23 protein-coding genes and 1 pseudogene are annotated in these 20,849 nt (G+C 69.5%); 10 read left to right on the forward strand and 14 right to left on the reverse strand.

All coding sequences use genetic code 11. The annotated features are described in order from the left end of the window. From OKW78_RS08755 to OKW78_RS08765, 3 genes are all read left to right on the forward strand, one after another. Positions 1–306 (forward strand): KEOPS complex subunit Pcc1, encoded by a 306-nt coding sequence (locus OKW78_RS08755; RefSeq protein ID WP_281194808.1) that lies wholly within the window; start codon positions 1–3, stop codon positions 304–306. Between the two features lie 131 nt (positions 307–437). Next, on the forward strand, positions 438–821 hold the full coding sequence (locus OKW78_RS08760; protein ID WP_122105359.1) for a prefoldin subunit beta: 384 nt from the start codon (positions 438–440) through the stop codon (positions 819–821). 6 nt (positions 822–827) lie between these two features. Continuing rightward, positions 828–1,109, forward strand: coding sequence for a DUF3194 domain-containing protein (locus OKW78_RS08765; RefSeq protein WP_281194809.1), 282 nt, complete (start codon positions 828–830; stop codon positions 1,107–1,109). 84 nt (positions 1,110–1,193) lie between these two features. On the opposite strand, the gene OKW78_RS08770 is transcribed toward OKW78_RS08765, so the two are convergent. The 4 genes from OKW78_RS08770 to pth2 all read right to left on the reverse strand — a co-directional run bounded on the left by OKW78_RS08770 (position 1,194) and on the right by pth2 (position 6,395). Then, complete coding sequence (locus OKW78_RS08770) at positions 1,194–3,176, reverse strand: DUF2070 family protein (RefSeq protein ID WP_281194810.1); 1,983 nt, start codon at positions 3,174–3,176, stop codon at positions 1,194–1,196. Positions 3,177–3,796: 620 nt separating this feature from the next. Next, positions 3,797–4,351, reverse strand: a complete 555-nt coding sequence (locus OKW78_RS08775) for a GMP synthase subunit A (RefSeq protein WP_281194811.1) — start codon at positions 4,349–4,351, stop codon at positions 3,797–3,799. Positions 4,352–4,481: 130 nt separating this feature from the next. After that, positions 4,482–6,056, reverse strand: coding sequence for a tRNA pseudouridine(13) synthase TruD (truD, locus tag OKW78_RS08780; RefSeq protein WP_281194812.1), 1,575 nt, complete (start codon positions 6,054–6,056; stop codon positions 4,482–4,484). After that, a complete protein-coding gene (pth2, locus tag OKW78_RS08785) occupies positions 6,057–6,395 on the reverse strand; it encodes a peptidyl-tRNA hydrolase Pth2 (protein WP_122105288.1) in 339 nt (112 codons plus the stop codon). Positions 6,396–6,507: 112 nt separating this feature from the next. On the opposite strand from pth2, the gene dcd reads away from it, so the two are divergent. From dcd to OKW78_RS08805, 4 genes and pseudogenes are all read left to right on the forward strand, one after another. After that, complete coding sequence (gene dcd / locus OKW78_RS08790) at positions 6,508–7,122, forward strand: dCTP deaminase (RefSeq protein ID WP_281194813.1); 615 nt, start codon at positions 6,508–6,510, stop codon at positions 7,120–7,122. Next, positions 7,119–8,027: a thiamine-phosphate synthase family protein gene (locus tag OKW78_RS08795; protein ID WP_281194814.1), complete on the forward strand. Its 909-nt coding sequence runs from the start codon at positions 7,119–7,121 to the stop codon at positions 8,025–8,027. The genes dcd and OKW78_RS08795 overlap by 4 nt, the downstream gene beginning before the upstream one ends. A 152-nt stretch (positions 8,028–8,179) precedes the next feature. Further along, positions 8,180–10,315 (forward strand): methionine--tRNA ligase, encoded by a 2,136-nt coding sequence (gene metG, locus OKW78_RS08800; RefSeq protein ID WP_281194815.1) that lies wholly within the window; start codon positions 8,180–8,182, stop codon positions 10,313–10,315. A 76-nt stretch (positions 10,316–10,391) separates the two neighbouring features. Continuing rightward, positions 10,392–10,597: pseudogene (locus OKW78_RS08805) on the forward strand (hypothetical protein). A gap of 43 nt (positions 10,598–10,640) precedes the next feature. Here OKW78_RS08805 and OKW78_RS08810 read toward each other — a convergent pair. From OKW78_RS08810 to OKW78_RS08830, 5 genes are all read right to left on the reverse strand, one after another. Continuing rightward, positions 10,641–11,060 (reverse strand): VOC family protein, encoded by a 420-nt coding sequence (locus tag OKW78_RS08810; RefSeq protein ID WP_281194816.1) that lies wholly within the window; start codon positions 11,058–11,060, stop codon positions 10,641–10,643. A gap of 92 nt (positions 11,061–11,152) precedes the next feature. After that, positions 11,153–11,335, reverse strand: a complete 183-nt coding sequence (locus OKW78_RS08815) for a hypothetical protein (RefSeq protein ID WP_281194817.1) — start codon at positions 11,333–11,335, stop codon at positions 11,153–11,155. Between the two features lie 125 nt (positions 11,336–11,460). Next, positions 11,461–12,279, reverse strand: coding sequence for an imidazole glycerol phosphate synthase subunit HisF (hisF, locus tag OKW78_RS08820; protein WP_281194818.1), 819 nt, complete (start codon positions 12,277–12,279; stop codon positions 11,461–11,463). A 92-nt stretch (positions 12,280–12,371) separates the two neighbouring features. After that, positions 12,372–13,316, reverse strand: coding sequence for a glycosyltransferase family 2 protein (locus tag OKW78_RS08825; RefSeq protein WP_281194819.1), 945 nt, complete (start codon positions 13,314–13,316; stop codon positions 12,372–12,374). Between the two features lie 72 nt (positions 13,317–13,388). Then, on the reverse strand, positions 13,389–13,661 hold the full coding sequence (locus OKW78_RS08830) for a helix-turn-helix domain-containing protein (RefSeq protein ID WP_122105299.1): 273 nt from the start codon (positions 13,659–13,661) through the stop codon (positions 13,389–13,391). Between the two features lie 159 nt (positions 13,662–13,820). On the opposite strand from OKW78_RS08830, the gene OKW78_RS08835 reads away from it, so the two are divergent. Further along, positions 13,821–14,537: a class I SAM-dependent methyltransferase gene (locus OKW78_RS08835; protein WP_281194820.1), complete on the forward strand. Its 717-nt coding sequence runs from the start codon at positions 13,821–13,823 to the stop codon at positions 14,535–14,537. Between the two features lie 72 nt (positions 14,538–14,609). Here the strand turns inward: OKW78_RS08835 and OKW78_RS08840 are convergent, their stop codons facing one another. Then, the gene (locus OKW78_RS08840) at positions 14,610–15,017 is read right to left on the reverse strand and encodes a TRAM domain-containing protein (RefSeq protein WP_122105301.1); all 408 of its coding nucleotides are present in this window, start codon (positions 15,015–15,017) and stop codon (positions 14,610–14,612) included. A gap of 165 nt (positions 15,018–15,182) precedes the next feature. Here OKW78_RS08840 and OKW78_RS08845 point away from each other — a divergent pair, with 165 nt between their 5' ends. Then, complete coding sequence (locus OKW78_RS08845) at positions 15,183–16,091, forward strand: dihydrodipicolinate synthase family protein (protein WP_281194821.1); 909 nt, start codon at positions 15,183–15,185, stop codon at positions 16,089–16,091. 35 nt (positions 16,092–16,126) lie between these two features. On the opposite strand, the gene OKW78_RS08850 is transcribed toward OKW78_RS08845, so the two are convergent. Continuing rightward, positions 16,127–16,912: a YkgJ family cysteine cluster protein gene (locus OKW78_RS08850; RefSeq protein WP_281194822.1), complete on the reverse strand. Its 786-nt coding sequence runs from the start codon at positions 16,910–16,912 to the stop codon at positions 16,127–16,129. Positions 16,913–16,977: 65 nt separating this feature from the next. Next, complete coding sequence (locus OKW78_RS08855) at positions 16,978–18,591, reverse strand: glycosyltransferase (protein WP_281194823.1); 1,614 nt, start codon at positions 18,589–18,591, stop codon at positions 16,978–16,980. A 122-nt stretch (positions 18,592–18,713) separates the two neighbouring features. Here OKW78_RS08855 and OKW78_RS08860 point away from each other — a divergent pair, with 122 nt between their 5' ends. Beyond that, positions 18,714–19,154, forward strand: a complete 441-nt coding sequence (locus tag OKW78_RS08860) for a DUF5788 family protein (protein ID WP_281194824.1) — start codon at positions 18,714–18,716, stop codon at positions 19,152–19,154. Between the two features lie 4 nt (positions 19,155–19,158). Here OKW78_RS08860 and OKW78_RS08865 read toward each other — a convergent pair whose 3' ends face one another. Both OKW78_RS08865 and OKW78_RS08870 read right to left on the reverse strand, forming a co-directional pair. Beyond that, entirely contained in the window at positions 19,159–20,208 is a 1,050-nt protein-coding gene (locus OKW78_RS08865) for a hypothetical protein (RefSeq protein ID WP_281194825.1), read from the reverse strand. Positions 20,209–20,306: 98 nt separating this feature from the next. Further along, entirely contained in the window at positions 20,307–20,777 is a 471-nt protein-coding gene (locus tag OKW78_RS08870) for a Rieske 2Fe-2S domain-containing protein (RefSeq protein ID WP_281194826.1), read from the reverse strand. Positions 20,778–20,849 lie beyond the last annotated feature (72 nt).

The following is a 20,849-nucleotide window of genomic DNA, read 5'->3' on the forward strand; positions in this document are numbered from 1 at the left end:
GTGACCGACCGCGACGCGTCGACGACCGAACCCACCGACGCCACGCCGGCGGGCGAGGCCGACCGCGACCACGGGACGCTTCTCTCCTTCGAGTACCCCGACGAGCCCCGGGCGAGGACCGTCGCCGACGCGCTCGCGCCCGAGGTCGGCGAGCTCGACGAGTCGCGGTCGCGGGCGACCGTCTCTCGGGACGGATCCACCGTTCGCGTCCGCGTGACCGCCACGGACCTCGTCGCGCTACGGGCGGGGATCACCAGCTGGTCGCGACTGGTCGCGGTCGCCGAGCGCGTGAGCCGGGATCGGTAGCGCGCCGGTCGGCGTTCCCACGTTTTCCCGTTTCGAACCGTCTTCCGTCCATTCTCGACGGTTCTCGTCCTCGGGAGAGAAGTCGGGGGTTTTTCCCTCCGGACCGTCTCGGTCCACCCATGCAAGGGAACATGCCGCCCGAGGCACAGGAGAAGATAGAGGAGCTTCAGGAGCTGCAGGAGACCGCACAGCAGGTCGCGGAGCAGAAGGAGCAGGCGAAGACGGCGCTCAACGAGTCGAAGACGGCGCTCGACGCCCTCGAGGACGTCGACGAGGATGCCGGCATGTACCGCGAGATCGGCGAGGTCCTCGTCGAGACCGACTACGAGTCCGCCTACGACGACCTCGAGAACAAGGTCGACTCCCTCGAGGTCCGCGTCGAGCAGCTCGAGAAGCAGGAGGAGCGCGTTCAAGAGCAGTTCGACGACCTCCAGGGCGAGCTCCAGCAGATGCTCCAGGGCGGCGCCGGCGGCGGCCCGATGGGTCCCGGCGGCCCGGGCGCGGGCGGCGCGTAACGACCGATGAACGAGGACGCGTCGAGCGACGGGAAAGCCGACGCCGACCCCACCGACGAGGAGGTCGTCCGGACCGCCGCCGAGGCGGCCGAGGGCGTCGTTTTCAAACGCTACGACCAGTCGGCCGTGACCGACCTCGACGTCACGATCACCTTCGAGGACGGCGTCCTCGACGTGGACGTCTACCTGAACGCCCCGGACGGCCCCGACGACCCCGACCCCGAGGCGGTCGCCGAGGCGGCCACGGAGGCCGCGGGCGACGCCGTCGACGAACTGTTCGAGGAGTAGGCGGCGGACCTATCCTCCCCGCCTGCGGTTCGTTTCACGTCGAGCGGAGGCACCGCTTCGCGCGTGGGGAGTCCCGCCGCGCGCTCACGTCAGGAAGAACAACAGTACGCTCACCGACATGGCGAAGAGCGTCACCGCCGCCGCCAACGCCGCCCCGAGCGAGAGCGCGGCGTTGGCCTGCGTCGCCAGCGTCTCGGTTCGGTCGTTGCCGAACACCGTCACCGTCGTGCGTTCCGTCCCGCCGCCGACGGCGACGGGCTCGAGGTCCTCGTGCGCGTCGACCGCGAGCGACCGGACCGTCTCGCACAGCGCGTCCGCGTCGATCTCGTCTCCGACCCGGTTGTCCGCGCGGGTGCTGTTGACGACGTGGTTGTCGGTGGTCATCACCTCGACGTGGTCGATCCCGGTCGCCTCGCGAACGGTCGCGAGGAGGTCCTCTCGGAGCCCGGGAACCATGTTGTTGCCGTCGATGAGGACGTAGGCGGCCTCGACGCCGGCGACGCGCGTGACCGCGACGCGGACGCCGAGCGGGCCGATCCCCTCCTCGGGCGTCCACTCGGTCGGGTCCCACGCCACGCCGAGTTCCGTCCGGCCGCGGTCGGCCTGGGCCGTCGCCTCCCCGGCGAGCCCGGCGGCGTCGTACAGGTCGTAGGAGCGTTTCGACCCCGGCGTGACGTGTCCGAGGTCGGGACCGGCCCCCGACAGCCCGGTGTGGCAGTTGTGACCGTCGACTAAGAGCACGTCCTCCACCCCGTCGCTTCGGAACTCCGCGCGCGCCGACTGGCCGACCGCGAAGTCGACGTCGTCGGCCGAACCCGGCGCGAACGTGGAGACCGCGAGCGCGGCGTCGCCGAACCCCTGGGCGAGCATCGACGACTCGCCGGACTCGACCGAGAGCGGGACCGTTCCCTCCCGCCGGAACGTCGCGCCGTCGAGCGCGCGATCGGCGGCGTCGATGACGCAGTCGACCTCCGTCTCGGAGACGAGGTTGAAGTCGTGGCCCGCGGTCGCGTGCGGCGGGAACCCGATCCCCTCTGCCGAGAGCGCGACCCGACGAGGGAGGTCACCGCCGCCGATCTCGCCCAACGGACCGGGGTGGATCATCGGCAACACGAAGCGGGCCTTCTCCTCGCCGAGCCGGTCGGGATCGACCGTGCCGCCGTCGGTGGTCGCGTCGCCGTCGCGGTCGTCCGGGTCCTCGCCCTCGGTGAGGGTTCGAAACGAGAGTACCGAGACGGGGACGACCGCCTCCTGTCCGAGCCGCTCGAAGAACCGCTCCAGGTCGCGGGACTCCTCGGCGGCGTAGCCGATGAATCCGCGGATGAAGTCCAGCACCGAGACGTCGAGCGCGCGCCGCCAGGGGCGCTCGACCGCGACGAGGAACGCCCAGACGGCGACAGCGTAGAGCAGACAGAGCGCACCCAACAACAGGAAGTGGTCGATGGTCACCGCGTCGAAGACGGGCGGCCCTTGGTCGGTTCGCGAGAGGAACACGACGTACGCCTCGTAGGCGGACCCCCCGTCGATGAGGAGGCGTGCGGTCCCGCCGTACACGAACAACAGGAGGGCGGCGACGACCGTCTGGACCGACGCGGGAACGCTGGCGACGGGCAGCGAGACCCGCGAGACCGCGAGGACGGCGAGCAGTCGGAGGGCGAAGATGGACGCGAGCGCGACGACGAGCGCGTCGAAGACGAACCGCTGGGAGAGTCCGAGGAGGGCGGCGAAGACGCCGGCGACGACGAGCACGACGACGACGAACAGCTCGCACAGGAGCGCCAGAAGCGCCGACCGGTCGTTGGTGAGCCCGCCGCCGAGCGCGCGGTCGATCGTCGTCGTCGTGAGCGCGGCGACGACGGTCGGCGCCCCGAGGAAGACGATCCCCTGCCAGGCGTCCTGGCCGACGAGCAGCACGGGGTACCTCGACCCCATCGTCGAGGCGGAGTCGAAGACGGCGATCCCCGTGAGCCCGCCTAGGAGCACGGCGAACGCGAGCGTTCGCGGCCAGCGCGGCGCGCGGAAGATGAACTTGGAGAGCCCGGCGAGCCGCCCCTGTGTCGCGGTCACGGCTGCGAGGTTCTCGCCCGCGGATGAAAATCTCTCCGGCTTCCGCGTTCCGTCTCGAGAACTCGCGTCGATCGCAGGCAAGGGACAGATCACGAAGCGATCGAGGTAAGCGATCACGTGCGGTGGCGCGCGCCTCCGAGCGCCCGAGAGGGCGCGAGTAGGGAGAGACCGGAGGTCTCTCTGACAGCCGGCGGCTTGGCCGCCGGCGAGAGCGACGCGCGAGGGACGCGGCGACCGCAGGGAGCCGCAGCGAGGCGCTCCGCGCCTCTGGCAGCCGGACGTAGTCCGGCGACGAGGCTGGGGAGGCGTGAGGTGCGGGGTGGTCGCGGAGGACGGGACTCGAAGGGGCAGCCACGAGGACGAAGCCCGACGATGGTAACACTGGAAGGAGCGAACGGAGTGAGCGACTGAAGCGCGCTCCGAGTCGCGCGAGTCCTCGTGGCTGGGGCTTTGGACGTGTTCGCCGCAGTTACATCATCACATTCGCACAGCCGAGCGACTGGAGTTTCGGAGACGCCATTCACGCTCGTAGCGACTTCGAGTCGACCGGATCAAATCTCGTCGATCCCCCCGTTTCCACACCACTCGGACGGGAAGGACGCCGATGGCGCGGAAACGTCCTACGCCGACTCGCAGATGGCGACGAAGTTCTCGAACACTTCCTCACCCTCCTCGGTGTGGGCGACCTCGGGGTGCCACTGGACGCCGTACAGCCCCTCCTCGACGTTCGACATCGCCTCGATCCCGCAGACGTCGGAGGTCGCGGTGTGGGAGAAGCCGTCGGGCAGCTCCTTCACCTCGTCGGCGTGGGAGGCCCACACGCGGGTGTCGGGCGCGAGCGACCCGACGAGCGGGTCCGCCTCGTCGACGATCTCCACGTCGACGTCGGCGTACCCGCCGTAGTCGCCGCCGGCGACGCGCCCGCCCCGCTCGTCGGCGATCACCTGCATCCCCAGGCAGATCCCGAAGACGGGGATCTCGAGGTCGAGGTACTCGCGCGCCCGCCCGATCCGGTCCATGTCGGGGCCGCCGGAGAGGACGACCCCGTCCGCGTCGACCTCGGCCGGCGGCGTGTCGGCGTCGAGGATAGCGGTGTCGACGCCCATGTCCCGGAGCGCACGCCGCTCCAGGTGGGTGAACTGGCCGTGGAGGTCCAAGACGACGATCCGTGTCATGGAGTCGATCCGCGGGGGCGGCACAAAAACGGCTCGGAACCGTCGCAGGGTCGTGTCGGTTCTCGGCTACGATACGCCGAAGTGATCCATTTTCGTGGATCAACACGTCGGCGGATCGGGAGTCGACCCGCTATCGCTCCAGCGGGTCGACCTTCGTGAACTCCCGCAGCAGGACCGTCGCGTACGACCCGCTCGGGAGCGCGAACGCGAAGGTTGGGTCGCCCGCCTCGAACGTCACCTCGAGGTCGGTCCGGACCTGTATCGCCCGGCGGGTTCCGGTCGAGTCGAACTCGCCCGGAAGCGCGAAGTCGGCGGGCTCTATCCCGGCGTCGTCGAGGACCGTCCGCTCGATCTCGCCGGGCTCGCCGTCGGCGAGTTCGGTGTCGGTGCCGACGAGCGGCGCGGTGACGAACGCCCGTCCGCGCGCGCAGTGGCGTTCCATCACCGACACCCGCTCGTCGGTCACCCGCTGTTCGCGGTCGGGGTCGGGCGCGTACAGCCCGCCGGGGGCGTCGCGGTCGGCGAAACACGCCACGTCGCCCGCGACCGGGCGGTCGAAGGGGAGCCCTCGACGGAGTCGCTCGCTCAAGATTCGGTTGAAGAGGACGGACTGTGCCGCGTTGACGAAGAGCCGCTGGAGGTTCGAGGGAACCGCCTCGAGCGCGTACAACCAGTCGTCGTGCTCGGGCGGCGCGGCCGGATCGACCTCCTCCTCGGCGAGCCGCGAGAGCATCCCGCGCTCGAACCGGAGCTTTCGGGGCATCGCCTCGAGACACGCCCGCCAGTCGCCGTCTCCGGTGCCGTCGGCGACGACGCCGGGAGCGTGGCCGTGGTCGGGCGCGTCCGCGTCGTCCTCGGCGGTGTCGTCACCCGCGTCGTCGTCGCCCACGTCGTCGTCGCCCGTATCGCGGTCGTCCCCCGACGGCTCGACGGTCTCGACCCCGAACGCGTCGTCGACGCGCCGCCGGCCGGCACGCGTGTCGTCCGGCTCGGCCGCGGAGGGGTTGCCGGCGTACAGCCGGACCGCCTCGCGGAGGTCGCCGCGGACGACCGCGAGCCCGACAAGGTGAGTGACCGGGCGGACGCTGCCGAACCGCTGTTGGCCGAAGTAGTTGGGGACCGCGACGGGAGCCTCCGGGTCGTCGGGGTCAGCACCCGCGAACGACCGGAGGTCGCGGGCGATGGCCGCGACGCGCTCCTCGCTCTCCGCGACCGCGTCGACGACGCGGATCTCGAAGGCGTTGCCGGCGAGGTCGCCGAACGACAGCCCGCGGCCCGCCCGCCCGATCGGCTCGATCTCGACGCCACGGATCTCGGGAAGGTCTCCGGGGTCGACGCCGCGAAGCGTGAACAGCTGGGTCGTCACCGCGCGTTTGTCCTTCGTTCCCGCCCACGAGACGCGCTCGCGGCTGATCGAGAGCGCGTCGGAGACCCGACGCGCGAAGTCGTTCGTGTCCCAGTTCCGGAGCGTGGCGCGGACGACGAGCTCGGGGTAGCCGCCACGGTCTGAATCGAGCGGGTTCGGCTCGAACGCCTCCAGCTCGGTGACGCGGAAGTCCTCGGGTCGCTCGCGGAGGCGTCCGCCGATCCCGGGGGCGTCGCTGAGGAAGCCGTCGATGCCGACCGCGCGCTCGACGGGGTGGGCCTCGCGAGGGGTTCGAGGGGAGGGATCGTCCGGAGAGGGGTCAGGAGAAGGGTCGACCATTCAGTAGAGGGGGAGGTCGCCCGTGACGCGGTCGACGAGGTCGTCGCTCGCGGGGCCGACCGCGAGCGCGGTGACCGTTCCCGGCTCGAGCTCGGTGTGGCCGGCGTCGCGGATGACCGCGTACGGGATCCCCTCCGTGTCCGCCTTGTCCGCGAGCTCGAACAGCTGGCTCTCGGAGTCGGCGCCGAGAACGACCTTCTTCTGTCCCGAGCCCTTCCACTTCTTTCGGCTTCGACGGCCCGTGTCCTCGTAGGCCGAAAGCGACGCGTGTGCGACCTGCGCGGCGAGTTTCCCCTCGCCCATCCCGAGGTCCCGGCGGGCGACGATCGCCTGTTTCATACCGGGAGGAGCCCCGCCGCGGGTATAGCTCTGTTCTCTCGGGCGGGACGTCCGATCGATGCCCTCGACGGCTTCCGGGAGCCTTTAGGTCGTACCCGTCCCCTCTCCCGGCATGATCCTGTCGGACGCGGACATCCTCGACCGCCTCGCGGCCGGGGACCTCGCCATCGAGCCGCTCGCGGACGTCGACCAGCAGGTCCAGCCCGCGAGCGTCGACCTCCGTCTCGGCGAGCGGTTCCTGGAGTTCCAGCGCACCAACATCCCCTGTATCCACCCGACCGAGGCCGACGAGGTCGGCGAGTACGTCACGGAGACCACGGTCCCGAAGGGCGAGGAGTTCATCCTCCATCCCGGCGACTTCGTGCTCGGGACGACGACCGAGCGCGTCGAGATCCCGAACGACCTCGTCGCACACGTCGAGGGGCGGTCGTCGCTCGGCCGGCTCGCGATCGTGGTCCACGCGACCGCCGGGCTATGCGACCCCGGATACAAGGGCCAGATCACGCTCGAGCTGTCGAACCTCGGTACCGCGCCGGTCGCGCTCTCGCCGGGGATGCGCGTCTCCCAGCTCACGTTCACGGAGCTCAAGTCCCCCGCAGACCGGCCGTACGGCGACGAGCGCGGGTCGAAGTACCAGGACCAGGACGGCCCGCAGGCGTCCCGGATCGGCTCGGATCCGGAGTTCGACGACGATGACGGGGCGGAATCGGACGGTGAGACCGAATGAAGTTCGTCGAGGAGGTCGTCGTCGACGAGTTCCTCCCGACGGTGCGCTCGATGCTGGCCGAGGACCTCCGCGAGCGCGGGTTCACCCAGCGGGAGGTCGCCGACGCGCTCGGCATCTCGCAGTCGGCCGTCTCGAAGTACGCCCACGGCGACGTGGCCCGCCACGAGCGGATCGTCGCCGACGAGCGCGTGCGCGACCTCGTGGATCGGATCGGCGAGGGGCTCGCGAGCGGCGACCTCTCTCCCGTCGCGGCGCTCGTCGAGATAGAGGTGCTGATCCGGCAACTCGAGGAGGGCGACCTCCTCGCGGAGCTCCACGAGGAGTCGATGCCCGAGTTGGCGGCCGCCGACGTGGATTTCTCCGTCCACGACCCCGACAGCGGGCTCCGCGAGCGCGAGGCGGTCCTCGCGTCGGTCCGGCGGGGACTCCGGACCCTGACGAACGCCTCCGGGTTCGCCGGGCTCATCCCGAACGTCGGCGCGAACGTCGTCGAGCGTCTGGCGGACGCGGGCTCCGTCGACGACGTGGCCGCCGTCCCCGGACGACTCGTCGACGTGAAGGGGCGCGCGATGGTTCCCGGCGAGCCGGAGTTCGGCGTGAGCGAGCACGTCGCGACCGTGCTGCTCGCCGCCCGCGAGGCCGGTTCGTCGGCCCGCGGGGCGGTGAACCTCCGATACGACCCCGATCTCGTCACGGAACTCGCCGAGTCACACCCGACCGTCGAGTTCGACCCCGAGCGCCCGACGCGGGAGGCGGTCGCCGACGCGGTCGCGGCCGCGGACCTCCCGGACGGAACCGATACCCTCGTCTGCTATCAGACCGGGGCGGTCGGCGTCGAGCCGATCGTGTACGTCCTCGCGCCGACCGCGCCGGAGGCGGCTCGGATCGTTCGGCGGTTGTTGTAGGCGGCGGCCGGGTGGGAGAGCGTTGTAGGCGGCGGCCGGGTGAGGGAGCGTCGTGAGTGGCGGCCGGATGGGAGGCGTCGTGAGGGTGATCCCGCACCCGGAAACCAGCGGGCTTTTGGCGCGTATCCACGACGTACCAGATACACAGCCACATGAGCCACGACGACTTCCCCACGGAGCACCCGGCGGTGGTGACCTGTGGACTGCCGTACGCCAACGGCGACCTCCACATCGGGCACCTCCGCACCTACGTCGGCGGCGACGTCTACGCCCGCGCGCTCGAACGGCTCGGCCAGGAGACCGCGTTCGTCTCGGGCTCCGACATGCACGGGACGCCCGTCGCGGTCAACGCCGAGCAGGAGGGCGTCTCGCCCGAGGCGTTCGCGCTCGACTGGCACGAACGGTACGCCGAGACGTTCCCGAAGTTCAACGTCGCGTTCGACAACTACGGCCACACCCACGACGAGACGAACACCGAGATCACCCAGGCGCTCGTCCGCGACCTCGAGGAGGCGGGTCACGTCTACGAGAAGGAGATCATGGTCGCGTACGATCCCGTCGACGACCAATACCTCCCCGACCGCTACGTCGAGGGTACCTGCCCGTACTGCGGCGCGCACGCCCGTGGCGACGAGTGCGACGAGGGGTGTCAGCGACACCTCGAACCCGGGGAGGTCGAGGATCCAGTCTCGACGATCACGGGGAACCCCGCGGAGTATCGCGAGCGCACCCACGAGTTCTTCGAGGTCTCCGAGTTCTCCGAATACCTCTCCGGTTTCCTCGACCGATTGGAGGGCACCTCGAACGCCCGGAACCAGCCCCGCGAGTGGATCGAACAGGGGCTTCAGGACTGGTGTATCACCCGCGACATGGACTGGGGGATAGACCTCCCGGGGGAGAATCCTCAAGACCTCGTCCTCTACGTCTGGGTCGACGCGCCGATCGAGTACGTCTCCTCGACGAAACAGTACTCCGAGCGCGTCGGTTCGGACGTCTTCGACTGGGAGGCCGCCTGGAAGGAGGGTGCGGACGACGACCACCCCGAGGGCGGCGAGATCGTCCACGTGATCGGCCGCGACATCATCCAGCACCACACGATCTTCTGGCCCGCGATGCTGGAGGCGACGGGTCACGCCGAGCCGCGCGCGGTGATGGCGAGCGGGTTCGTCACGCTCGGCGGCAAGGGCTTTTCCACCAGCCGCGACCGTGCCGTCTGGGCCGACGAGTACCTCGAGGAGGGGTTCCACCCCGACCCGCTGCGCTACTACCTCGCGACCAACGGCGGGTTCCAACAGGACGTCGACTTCTCGTGGGAGAAGTTCCGCGACCGCGTGAACACCGAACTGGTCGGGACGGTCGGAAACTTCCTCTACCGCTCGCTGCTCTTCGCGCACCGCAACTACGACGACGCGCCCATCGCGGACGCGACGAGCGAGGAGGTGGCCGAGCGGATCGACGAGGCGATCGCCGACGTCGAGGCCGCCGTCAACGACTACTCCGTGCGCGCGCTCGGCGACGCCGTGACCGACCTCGCGCGCTTCGGCAACGAGTACATCCAGCACAACGAGCCGTGGAAGCTCGTCGACGACGAGCCCGAGGAGGCCGCACGGGTCATCCACGACTGCGTGGCGATCGCCAAGGCGATCGCGGTCCTCTTCGAGCCGATCGCGCCCGAGAAGTGCGAGCGACTGTGGGACCAGCTCGGCGAGGAGGGCTCCGTCCACGACGTGACCGTCGACGCGGCCCGCGAGGCTCCCGAGGGCGACCTCTCCGAGCCGGAGGAGCTGTTCGAGAAGGTCGAGGACGACCGCGTCGAGGAGCTGAACGCGAAGCTGGAGGCGCGCGTCGCCGAGGCGGAGGACGGTGACGCGGACGACGAGACCGAGGACGAAAGCGGAGACGAAGAGGACCACGAAACGGACGACACCGCGACCGAGGAACCCATGACCGACATCGACCCCATCAGCGACGACCGCATCAGCTTCGAGGAGTTCCAGGAACTGGACGTCCGCGTCGGACGGATCGAGGAGGCCGAGGAGATCGAGGGCGCGGACGACCTCCTGAAGCTCCGCGTCGACCTCGGCGCGGAGACTCGCACCATCGTGGCGGGGCTCAAGGGCCTTCACGCGGTCGAGGAACTCCCCGGAACGAAGGTCGTCGTGCTCGCCAACATGGAGAAGGCGGAGCTGTTCGGCGTGGAGTCGAACGGCATGGTGCTCGCCGCGGGCGAGGAGGCCGACCTCCTCACCACCCACGAGGACGCCGAGCCCGGCACGAAGGTCCTATAGGGAGCCCGGAGTCCCCGGTCGACGGAGCCGTTTCTCGAACGTTTTTCCTCGAGGCGGGAGAACCGGCTCCCCTCCCATGAGCCTGCTTCCCCGCTGGTTCGACGCACAGCCCTTCGGGCGACAGGTCGTCCTCCTCGCGCTCGTCTGTGACCCGACCGGCTTCGCGGCCGGCTACCTGCTCGCCCTCGAGTTCGGCGTCGAACCGATCCTCGGCGGCGTCTACGGCTCGTCGCCGCGAGCCTGCCGCTGTCGCTGCTCGTGATGCGCGAGGCGAGCGCGTAGTCCGCGACGGCGGGCCGACGGCCGCGCGACCGTCTCCCCGCCTTCAGGCGTCGAGGACCTCGACCGGGTTGCCGTCGGGGTCCCTGACGAACAGGATCGTCGTCCCGCTCTCGGTCGTCCTCGGCTCGCTCAGCGTCTCGACCGCCGGATCGAGGTCGTCGTGGAACGCCTCGACGTCGTCGACGGAGAGTCCGAGGTGGGTCGCGCCCGCCCGGTCGAGCGACCGCTCCGGCATCGGTTCGCCCGCGGGGTCGTACTCGACGAGCTCCACGCGGACGCCGTCGGCGTCGAGATGGGCGAACGCGGCGGACGCGCCGGCGACGTCGACCGCGTCGGCGAACGCCTCCCCGCCGACGGAGAACTCGGCGACGACGTCGAGGTCGAAGACCTCGGTGTAGAAGGCGACGGCATGATCGAGGTCCGAGACGGTGATCCCGACGTGGTGTGCGGTTGGATCGGACACGCCCGGAGCGTCGGCGACCGGCGAGAAAACGATGTCGACCCGGAGGTCGGCGACGTGTCATCCGTCGGCGCCGAAAAACCGAACTCGCCGACTTACCGCCACTCCTCGCGCGGCACGCAGTCCCCCGCCCGCACCGTGATCCACCGCGTCGTCCGCTCGTCGGGGTCGCGGTCGGCCTCGAAGAACGTCACCTCGGCGTCCGGGGACTCCTCACCCGCCGATCGGCAGACGATCTCCGGCCGCTCGCCGCGAACACGCATCGGTGACGTGGACATACATGATCGTTCATGGCCCATCGGATAATACCTGTTGGTTCGTCTCCATCGGCGTCGATCGGTCGAGAAGTTCGTCGAAATTCGTCTATTCGGTCAGAATATGATCGAACGTTCGATCCGTCTCCCTATAGACGAACCGGAACGCCGCGTTCGTCGAGGTACTCCTTCGTCTCCTCGATGGAGTAGTCGCCGAAGTGGAAGATGGAGGCGGCGAGCCCGGCGTCCGCGTTCGCCTCGGTGAACACCTCGTACATGTCCTCGGGGCCGCCACAGCCGGAGGAGGCGATGACGGGCGTCGAGACGGCGTCACAGACGGCTTTCATCAGCGGGACGTCGTAGCCGTCCTTCGTGCCGTCCATGTCGATGGAGTTGACGAACAGCTCGCCCGCGCCCCGCCGTTCGGCCTCCTTCGCCCACGAGACCGCGTCGATCCCGGTGCCCTCGCGACCGCCCTTCTTCGTACACTCGAACCACACCGCCTCGCCGTCGGCGTCCTCGTAGAAGTGTTCGCCCGCGTCGTCATGGCGTCGCCGGGCGTCGACGGAGATGACGATACACTGGCTGCCGAAGGCGGCCGCGCCCTCCTCGATCAGTTCGGGTCGCTCCAACGCGCCGGTCGTGATCGACACCTTGTCCGCGCCCGCCCGGAGCGTCTCCTTGATGTCGGCTTTCGTCCGGATGCCGCCGCCGACCGTGAGCGGGATGAAACACTCGTCAGCGACCGCGTTCACCACGTCGAGCATCGTCTCGCGCCCCTCGGCGCTGGCGGTGATGTCGAGGAAGACGAACTCGTCGGCGCCCGCGGCGTTGTACTTCTTCGCCAGCTCGACGGGGTCGCCGGTGTACTCCAGGTTCTCGAAGTTGACTCCGGTGTAGACGGCGGCGTCGCCGTCGGCGTCGAGGTCGACGTCGATACAGGGGATGATCCGCTTCGTGAGTCCCATTCGTTACCGACCGTTGGCGACGCGGGAAGTAAAAGGCGCGGGGATGGCGATCGACCGCTCGCCGGCAACGCCTCCGCTCACGACGGCTCCGTTCACTCCCGGGCGTCGTATCTGGACACCGCGCGGTCCGCGCGCGTCGAGACGCCGTTCGGGTTGCGTGCGGGGCTTCGGTCGCGCGCGCGGGCCACCAGCCCGTCGGACCCGCCGGAGACGATTCCGGTCACCACGTCGCGACCGTTCGCGACCCATCCCGAGGGCGTGGCCTCGCCGCGGACCACGTCGCGGGCGACCGACGCCGCGTCCGTGACCGCGTGTTTGCCGGTTCGAACGAGCGCGGTGGGACGGATCCCGTAGTTCTTGACGAGTCGGTACGCGAGCGCCCGGTACTTCCACCCCCAGTCGCGGGCGGTCCGGCCGCCGTCGGCCGCGGTCGGGCTCGGCGACTCCTCGCGGACCGCGGCCTCCGCGCGCCAGGCGACCTCGCGGTCCATCCGTGCGAGCCGGTGGGAGGCGTCCCGCGCGCCGCCGACCCGGAGGTACTCGTCGAACCCGTCGAGGTCGCGAAGCGTCTCCCGTCGGAACGCGACGTTTCCGCCGACGAAGTACGTCACCGACCGACCCGCGATCCGACGGCGCTCCGGCCCGTCCGAGCCGTCTTCCCCGGTCGAGCCGTCTTCTCCGGTCGACTCCGTTTCCGTCGGTCGTACGGGACCGGTCACCACGTCGGCGTCGACGAGCCCCTCTCGGACGGCCCCGAGCCACGACTCGCCGATCCGCTTGTCGTAGTCGACCAGTGCGATCGCGTCGCCGCCCGCCACCTCGATGCCGGCGTTACGGGCGACGTTGACGGTCCGGTCGGAGATCTCCACGAGCACGTCGACGTCGTCGCGATCCCGCACCATGCCGGTCGTGCCGTCCGCGGACGGACCGTTGACGACGATCACCTCCGTGTCCGGCGCGTGCGCCGCCAACGCGTCGAGACAGGCGGCTAACCGGTCCCGGCCGTTGAGCGTCGGGACGACGACCGACAGATCCATATGCGTGACCATCGGGGCCGAGGATGAAAAGGGCTCCGTGGTGAAACGGCGGGCTCGAGCGGTGAACCCGAGCTAGACCGTCAGGAAGTAGACCTGCTTGCGGGCGTCCTTGAAGCTGTAGCGGGAATCGACCAGCTCCTCCTCCTCGAGACGGTTGAGCGCGTAGCGGACCGTACGGTCGGGGAGCAGCGACTCCTCCGCGAGTCCGCCCTGCGAGAGGGGCGCGTCGCCCTCCAGAACTTTCGCGACGAGCTTGGCGCTCGGCGGAAGCTCGCGCAGACGGTCGCGGTATTCGGTCTCGGTGAGACGGTCCTGGTCGGCTGACCCCACGGGACTGGTACTCATACGTCCGGAGAACTTTCCGATCGGTGGTAAAGGTTGGCTACATACAGGAGTATACGATCGTTATTATATAAGGTATTAATATCACGGCGATGCCGCTCGTTTTGCCGGGCGACGCGCATCCAGTACGGTTTTGGTCGTTCGGCGTCCACCGGAGACAACGTGAAGGGTCAGGACTGGTATCAGGCCGACGAGGTCGCCGAGGAGTACGAGGACCTCCGCTTTTCCGGCGGCGGGGCCTTCATCGACCGGCGCGAGAAGGAGGCGGTGCTCTCCGCGCTCGGACCGATCGACGACGGCCACCGGGTGTTGGAGGTCGCCTGCGGCACCGGTCGGTTCACGACCATGCTCGCGGATCAGGGAGCGGAGATCGTCGGACTCGACATCTCCAGGGAGATGCTCGAGCAGGGCCGGGAGAACGCGGCCGACGCGGGGCTCTCCGACACCGTCGAGTTCCTGCGGGGTGACGCCTCGAGACTGCCGTTTCCCGACGACCACTTCGACTCGGTGGTCGCGATGCGCTTCTTCCACCTGATGGACGAGCCGCTCGAGTTCATGCGGGAGCTCCGTCGAGTGAGCAGCGATCAGGTGTTCTTCGACACGTTCAACGCCCGCAGTCTCCGGGTGCTGTACACGTGGCTGCTCCCGATGGGCTCGCGGCTCTACTCGGAGCGGCAGGTCGCGGACTTGCTCGGGGAGGTCGGGATGACCCTCGCGGGCGAGGAACACGACTTCGTGTTGCCCTACGGGTTCTACCGCGGGCTCCCGAGCGTCGTCGCCAAACCGTTCCGCGTCGTCGACGAGCTGATCGGGAACACGATACCCGGGGACTACGTCGCCTCGGTCTCCTACTGGGACGCCCGAGTCGCGGGCGAGTAGGTCCCAGGGATCGCGGGCGCGTAGTCCCGCGGACCGGGGACGAGCGGATCCCTCGGACCGCGGTCGGCCCGCCTAGACGTCCTCGTCTATCACTTCGCCGACCGCGAAGTTCGATTTCACTTCCGTCACCTCGATCTTCACGCGCTCGCCGACCTCCGTGTCGGGGACGATGATCACGTAGCCCCGCTCGACGCGGGCGATCCCGTCACCCTGCTTGCCGAGGTCCTCGATCTCGACGTACCGCATCTCGCCGGGTTCGACCGGCGGCTGCGGGCCGTCGCCGGTCGACGTGGCCGCGTCGTCGCGTTCGGCGGCTCCGCCGTCGGTCTCGCCCCGCTCGATGAGCGCGACGCGGTAGGTCTCTCCCGGCTCCACGGACCCGGTCTCGACCTCGCGGCGCGGTACTTCCACGACGTACTCGCCGTCCTCCTCCCGGACTTCGGCGCTGAACAGACAAAGGAGCTTCTCGGAGATTTCCATGATATACTCCGACCGGTACGTCGAGAGCGGTTACCATAGTTGTACCGCTGCCGAGCCGTGTCGCGACCCGTCCGATACGTTCCGGTCGGTCCTCCGCCCGCCCCGCTCCCGGCAACCGCCGCCAGGGGACGAACGCCTTTGTGACGCCCCGTCGAACCGCCCCCCATGACCGAACCGGAGTTCCGCCACGGAGCCGTCTCGCCCCCGATCGTGACGCCGTTCGACGCCGACGGCGACGTCGACGCCGACGCGCTCGCGAACCACGCCGAGACGCTCGTCGACGCCGGGCTCGACGGGATGGTCCCCTGCGGGACGACCGGCGAGTTCGCCAGCCTCTCCGACGCGGAGTACCGAACCGTCGTCGAGACTGCGACCGAGGCCGTTGACGGCCGCGTTCCCGTGATCGCGGGCGTGGCGGACACGACCGTTCCGGGCGTGCGCGAACGCCTCTCGGTCGCCCGCGAGGTCGGCGCCGACGCTGGACTCGTCACGCTCCCGTACTACCACACGTCCACGGCTCCCGAGGGCCAGCTGGCGTTTCTCGAGGCCGTCGCGGACGAGTCGCCGCTCCCGCTCTTTCTCTACGACATCCCGTCCACGGTCGGCGAGTCGATCGATCCGGGCGTGGTCGGCGAGCTCGCGACCGAGCACGACTCCGTCGTCGGCATGAAGGACACGAGCGGCGACCTCTCGTCGCTCGACGCGAAGATCCGCGCGACGCCGGACTCGTTCACCGTCCTCCAGGGGTTCGACTCTCACCTGTATCCGAGCACGTCGCTCGGCGTCGACGGCGGGATACACGCCCTCTCACAGGTGATCCCCGAGGTGTTCGTCGCGCTCGGCGAGGCGATCCGCGAGGGCGACGACGACCGCGCGCTGACGCTACACCGCCGGGGGATCGTCCCGCTCTTCGACCGGTGTGCGGACCACGGTTTCGCGCCCGCGACCAAGGTCGCTGCCGCGCATCGCGGGTTCATCCCCGACCCGGCCGTCCGTCCGCCGCTGACGCTCCCCGACGAGGCGGCACGCGAGACGATCGCGGCCGACGTCGACGCGGCGCTCGACGCCGTCTGACTCCTTCCCGTGGGTCGTGAGGTGACGCTCTCCGATCAGTCGACATCGATCGGCGACCCGTCCGCGTTCTTCGGCCCCTCGGAGTCGAAGACGACGACGTCGCCGTCGGCCCGTTCGGCGGCGCTCGGGTCGTAGCCGTCCCGCACGGCGATCGCTTCCTCCAGTTCACGGACCGCTCGCTCCTTGAGCGCGGCCGCCAGCTCCTCGGCGTCCGCACGGGAGATCTCGCGGCCGAGACCTTCACACTCGTGAGCCCGGACCATCCCCTCGCCGTCGACCGCCTCGCCCATCGGCTGGCTCGTCCCGCCGAGCGCGACGCTGAACGGATAGGTCCGGCAGATCAGCGGCCGCGAGTCGTGGACCGAACACGCCCCCATCCCGTCCGTCTCCTCGTAGAAGGTGCAGTCGTCGCAGTCGTCGGTCGCGAGCGCCCACTCGAAGGTCTCGCCCGCGGGCTCGCCGTCCTCGTCCGCGACGAGCCCGTACGGCATGGGCCGGGCCGCGTCGCGCCAGTCGTACTCCTCGTCGAGGGCGTCCTCGGCGGCGTCGGCGACCGCTCGGACCTCGTCGGGGAAGACGGTCGCCGTGTGCGGTTCGCGGTCGGCGTCTCCGTCCGTGTTCCCGTTCCTCTCGCCGACTTCCTCACCGATCCCTTCACCGGTCCCTTCCCCGGCCGGCGCGCCGCCCGGCTCGTCCGGCGCGTACCCCGTACAGCAGCCGCCACAGCGCGTACACTCGAAGCCGATCGACTCGATCGCCCCGGCCAGGTCGTCGACGTCGAGGTCGCGGGCGCGGTCGAGTTCGGTTTCGAGCGGTTCCATGCCGTCGGTCGGGCCGCGATCGGCTTAACGGCGTCCCTCCGGAGCGTGTCGATCCCGAGCTATCGTCACTTCTCGGAGATCCCGAGCGGATCGGGTTTCGTCTCGGAGGTCGGTCCGAGATCGCGGGCCGACACCGGATCGGTCCCGCCGTTTACCGAGCCAGTCCCGCCGTTTACCGAGCTAGCCCCGTCACTCCGCTCCGAAACGTCGTCCGACGACCGCTGCCTGACGCGCGTCGGCTTCAGCCACTCCGTCGCACCCCCGCGGTCGGCCAGCAGCGCGTAGAGGCTCCGGAGCAGCACGACGTCCTGGAACTGCTTGTAGCCGAAAAGCGAGAACGGGGCGAGCACCGCGAGCCGGAGGTCCTCGCCCTCGATCAGGATCGCGAGCGCGGACAGGAGTACCTGAAGGAGGACGAAAAAGCCCGCCAGCTGGAACAGGAGTCCGCTTCCCCCGACGAAGAGCGACGAGACGATGAGCGCCAACACGAGGACGCCGAGCAGCGGAAGCGCGGACATCGAGAGGAAGACGTACGGGAACGCCACCCGGTGAAGGATCCCGAACCGCGCGTCGGAGAACACCTCCCGGTGTTTGATCACCGTCTGGAGGTTCCCCTGGAACCAGCGGCGACGCTGGGCGTACAGGTCCCGCCAGGTGTCGGGGGCCTCGGTGTACACGACCGCCTCGCTGGCGTGGATCGCGTATCCCCGCTTGAGTATCTCGATCGTCAGATCGAAGTCCTCGGTCACGGTGTCGGGGCTGTATCCCCGGACCTCGGCGAGGACGTCGCGACGGAACGCCCCGAGCGAGCCCGGGACCACGGTGACGGCCCCGAAGAGGTCGAACGCACGCCGGAACGTGTTGATCCCGACGACGTACTCAAGTGCCTGGAGGTCGGCCACCAGCGATCCCCGGTTGTCCACCTTGACGTTGCCGGCGATCGCACCGACGTCGTCGTGACGCTCGAAGTCCCGAACCAGCTCCGCGATCGCGTCGGGATGGATCGTCGAGTCCGCGTCGACGGCGACGACGAGGTCCGTTTCGGTGTGCTCGAGCGCGGCGTTCAACGCCGCGTGTTTTCCGCCGTTCGCCGTTCGTATCACGCGGGTCGCCGCTCCGGCCTCCGAGAGGGCCTCCGCGTAGGTCCCGTCCGTGCTCCCGTCGTCGACGACGACGATCGAGAGGGGCCCGTGGTACGTCGAATCTCGGATCGATCGGAGACACCTCCCGACGTAGCGTTCCTCGTTGTAGGCGGGGACTAACACCGTCACCGCCGGCCACACGGCGGGTTCTGGAGCAACGCTCTGGTGACGGATCTTCTGAAACAGCGCGAGCGGAACCACGAGCCAGTAGTAGAGGAAGACGAAGAGCAGCCCCAGCCCGAACACCACCGCGACGGAAGTCAACAGCGCCCGGTAGTGGTATCCCACGACGCCGACCACGACGAGCGGGAAGCCGATACCGAGGACGAGCGGGACCCGATCGAACCGTTTCGGGAGCCACTCCGGACGACCGAGCAGGTACACCGCCCCGCTGAAGTACACGAGTGCCATCGCACCGACCGCGACGACGAGGACGAGAAGCTCCGGCGGAAGCAACAACGCAAGTCCGAGGACGGCGACCGCGATCAGTAACAGAACCGCGACCACCTGCCATGTGAGTATCCCTCGAAGACGCATTCTACCTCCTGGAGGCGGCCGGACGAGATAACGATGTCCCTCAATCCGTCCGCAGTCCCTCGATCTCGTCACCATCAGGCCGAGCGAAGCAGGCAAGTGTGATCGGTCCCTATCGGCGGAGCGTGAGAGAGTACGAACGGAAGGGACTCCTCGAGCGCGTCGAGCGCGAGGCGGCCACGGTCGGCGCGGCGATCCCCGAGGAGATCGAGGTTCAGGACGAGCCGATCGACCTCCGGTCGTTCGTCTTCGAGATCAAGCGCCGGGAGACGGTCCCGCCAGGGGAGCGCGACCGCGTCGAGCGTGCGAAACGGAACCTCCGCCGCGAGCGACTCGAACGTCTCGAGCGAATCGAGGAGAACGAGGTGAGCTACGAGCGTGGCGAGGAGCTCGCGGCGTCGATCATCGGGATCGACCGTGCGCTCGAGGCGTTGGAGGGGCTGAACGCGCCGGATCCGGAGACGGAGGCGAAGCGACAGGAGGCCGCGGACCGGAAGCGCTGGATGAACTTCCTGAAGAAGGCGCTCGGGCGGGAGGACGCCGGCGGCGGCCGCACGCGCTTTTGAGTCCTCATCGGTCGTCGCCCGACCCGAAGCGGAGTCGATAGTCGTAGTACCGATCCTCGTATTCGACCAGTTCCCGCTCCCGAGCGCCCGAGAACGCGTCCTTCCTGACGTTTCCGTCGATGAACGGACGCTCGTGGAGTGCGCGGAGCACCTCCTCGTACGCGGCCGAGAACGGGTGTGACTCGCTGTACCCGCCGTATCGAGCCTCCTCGAGGACCTCCCGGGCATCACTCGAGAGATCGTCCGGGGAGAGCCGCGCGCCGACGAGCGCCACGCGGAGGATCGCCTCCATCCGCGCCGACGACTCGGCGACCGGCTCGCCGGTCGCACGGTACACCGGCTCGTAGAACCGCTCCCGGGCGGTCTCGATCCGGTAGACCGTGTCTCGGTATCGGACGTGTGTCGGTCCGTCGGCCTCCAGGAGCGTGCTCGACGAGGCCGCGGCCTCGTCACGGTAGACGTAGCCGCCGCGCTGGACCAGCCCGTTCGGGACACCTCCCTCGTTGCCGCGGGCCCGTGCGGCGAGGTGTGCGATCTCGACCGCCGGTCGGTCCCCCTCCGGGAGCGCGTCCGCGTCGACGACGCCGGAGGCGTCGCTCGCCGGTTCGTCAGCCGATCCGTTCGTCCCGCTCGACCCGTCCGACTCGCCGTCGTCGAACAGTCGAAGGACGGCTCGCGTCGTCTCGGCCTCGTCGACGACGACGGACCCCAATCGGTAGTAGGTCCCCTCGTGGACGGCGTACGTCGGGTCGTCCGCCCTCGAGAGGAACGGCTTCCGGTACTGGGTCGTATGCGACTCCCCCGCTCGAACGGCCGCGAACGCCGGCTCGTCCCACCGGGGATCGTCCTCCGTCGGATCGGTGACGCGACCCCCGCGAAGCGTCTCTCCCTCGTCCGAGAGCGCGAGTGTCAGGGGCCGATCGCCGTCGCCGCTCCCTCCGCGGTCGTCGGAGCCGCCGAGCGGTCGGTCGCCGAGACAGCCGGCCGTCGCGCCGACGACCGCAGCGAGTCCGGCGGAGAGCATTCGCCGCCGAGAGGGCGTTGGATCGTTCACGTCCGTGATTCTCCGTCGCCCTCCTAATGCGTGTCCGTTACGCAAAGAGCCGTTGTGGTTTCCGGGGCCCGAGTCGACAAGGACCGGGCGTCTCCGACTCAGTTCCCGGTGAAGTCGATCCGCGAGTCGCCACCGGCGTCGTCACGGCGGCTCGGGCCCCGCCGGACGAACTCGTAGGCGTCGTCGTCCAGGTACACCGAACCGTCGGCGACCGCGACGCCGACCGATTCGAGCACCGCGCCCTCACAGGGTCCGAAGTTACAGTAGCCGCCCTCACCCTCGAAGGTCGCGCCGTGTTTCTGACAGAACACCTCGCCGTTCCGGACGAACGCGCCCTCGTCCTTGTCGAGGCGCACGTCGGTCCAGTGTTGGCAGTAGTTGCGGAACGCCGAGACGCCGTCGTCGAGCCGGATCAGGATCGCCTCGGCCTCGACCGTGCCGTCGTCGTCCGCGCCCACGTCGCCCTCGCCGTCCGCGACCGAGTCGGGGTCGACCGGGCGGAGCGTCACGAGAAGCGTGCTGTCCTCCGGCACCTCGTCGAGGGCGGCGATCCGCCGGTCCGCGTCCATACGAACCGGTGGCCCGCGTCGGGTTTGAACGTTGCGCGTCGCCCGGAGACCGTTTGCGTCGTCGCACGCTCG

The organism is Halorubrum sp. F4, assembly GCF_027257195.1.
Taxonomy (GTDB): Archaea; Halobacteriota; Halobacteria; order Halobacteriales; family Haloferacaceae; genus Halorubrum.

Coding starts and splice junctions, on each gene's coding strand:
- hisF (WP_281194818.1), bottom strand. CDS start 12,279: ATGGGACTCACGAAGCGGATCATCCCCTGTATCGACGTCGACCTCGAC.
- OKW78_RS08830 (WP_122105299.1), bottom strand. CDS start 13,661: ATGAGTACCAGTCCCGTGGGGTCAGCCGACCAGGACCGTCTCACCGAG.
- truD (WP_281194812.1), bottom strand. CDS start 6,056: ATGGTCGACCCTTCTCCTGACCCCTCTCCGGACGATCCCTCCCCTCGA.
- OKW78_RS08840 (WP_122105301.1), bottom strand. CDS start 15,017: ATGGAAATCTCCGAGAAGCTCCTTTGTCTGTTCAGCGCCGAAGTCCGG.
- OKW78_RS08815 (WP_281194817.1), bottom strand. CDS start 11,335: ATGTCCACGTCACCGATGCGTGTTCGCGGCGAGCGGCCGGAGATCGTC.
- OKW78_RS08760 (WP_122105359.1), top strand. CDS start 438: ATGCCGCCCGAGGCACAGGAGAAGATAGAGGAGCTTCAGGAGCTGCAG.
- OKW78_RS08850 (WP_281194822.1), bottom strand. CDS start 16,912: ATGGAACCGCTCGAAACCGAACTCGACCGCGCCCGCGACCTCGACGTC.
- OKW78_RS08870 (WP_281194826.1), bottom strand. CDS start 20,777: ATGGACGCGGACCGGCGGATCGCCGCCCTCGACGAGGTGCCGGAGGAC.
- OKW78_RS08825 (WP_281194819.1), bottom strand. CDS start 13,316: ATGGATCTGTCGGTCGTCGTCCCGACGCTCAACGGCCGGGACCGGTTA.
- OKW78_RS08795 (WP_281194814.1), top strand. CDS start 7,119: ATGAAGTTCGTCGAGGAGGTCGTCGTCGACGAGTTCCTCCCGACGGTG.
- dcd (WP_281194813.1), top strand. CDS start 6,508: ATGATCCTGTCGGACGCGGACATCCTCGACCGCCTCGCGGCCGGGGAC.
- OKW78_RS08765 (WP_281194809.1), top strand. CDS start 828: ATGAACGAGGACGCGTCGAGCGACGGGAAAGCCGACGCCGACCCCACC.
- OKW78_RS08855 (WP_281194823.1), bottom strand. CDS start 18,591: ATGCGTCTTCGAGGGATACTCACATGGCAGGTGGTCGCGGTTCTGTTA.
- OKW78_RS08775 (WP_281194811.1), bottom strand. CDS start 4,351: ATGACACGGATCGTCGTCTTGGACCTCCACGGCCAGTTCACCCACCTG.
- metG (WP_281194815.1), top strand. CDS start 8,180: ATGAGCCACGACGACTTCCCCACGGAGCACCCGGCGGTGGTGACCTGT.
- pth2 (WP_122105288.1), bottom strand. CDS start 6,395: ATGAAACAGGCGATCGTCGCCCGCCGGGACCTCGGGATGGGCGAGGGG.
- OKW78_RS08845 (WP_281194821.1), top strand. CDS start 15,183: ATGACCGAACCGGAGTTCCGCCACGGAGCCGTCTCGCCCCCGATCGTG.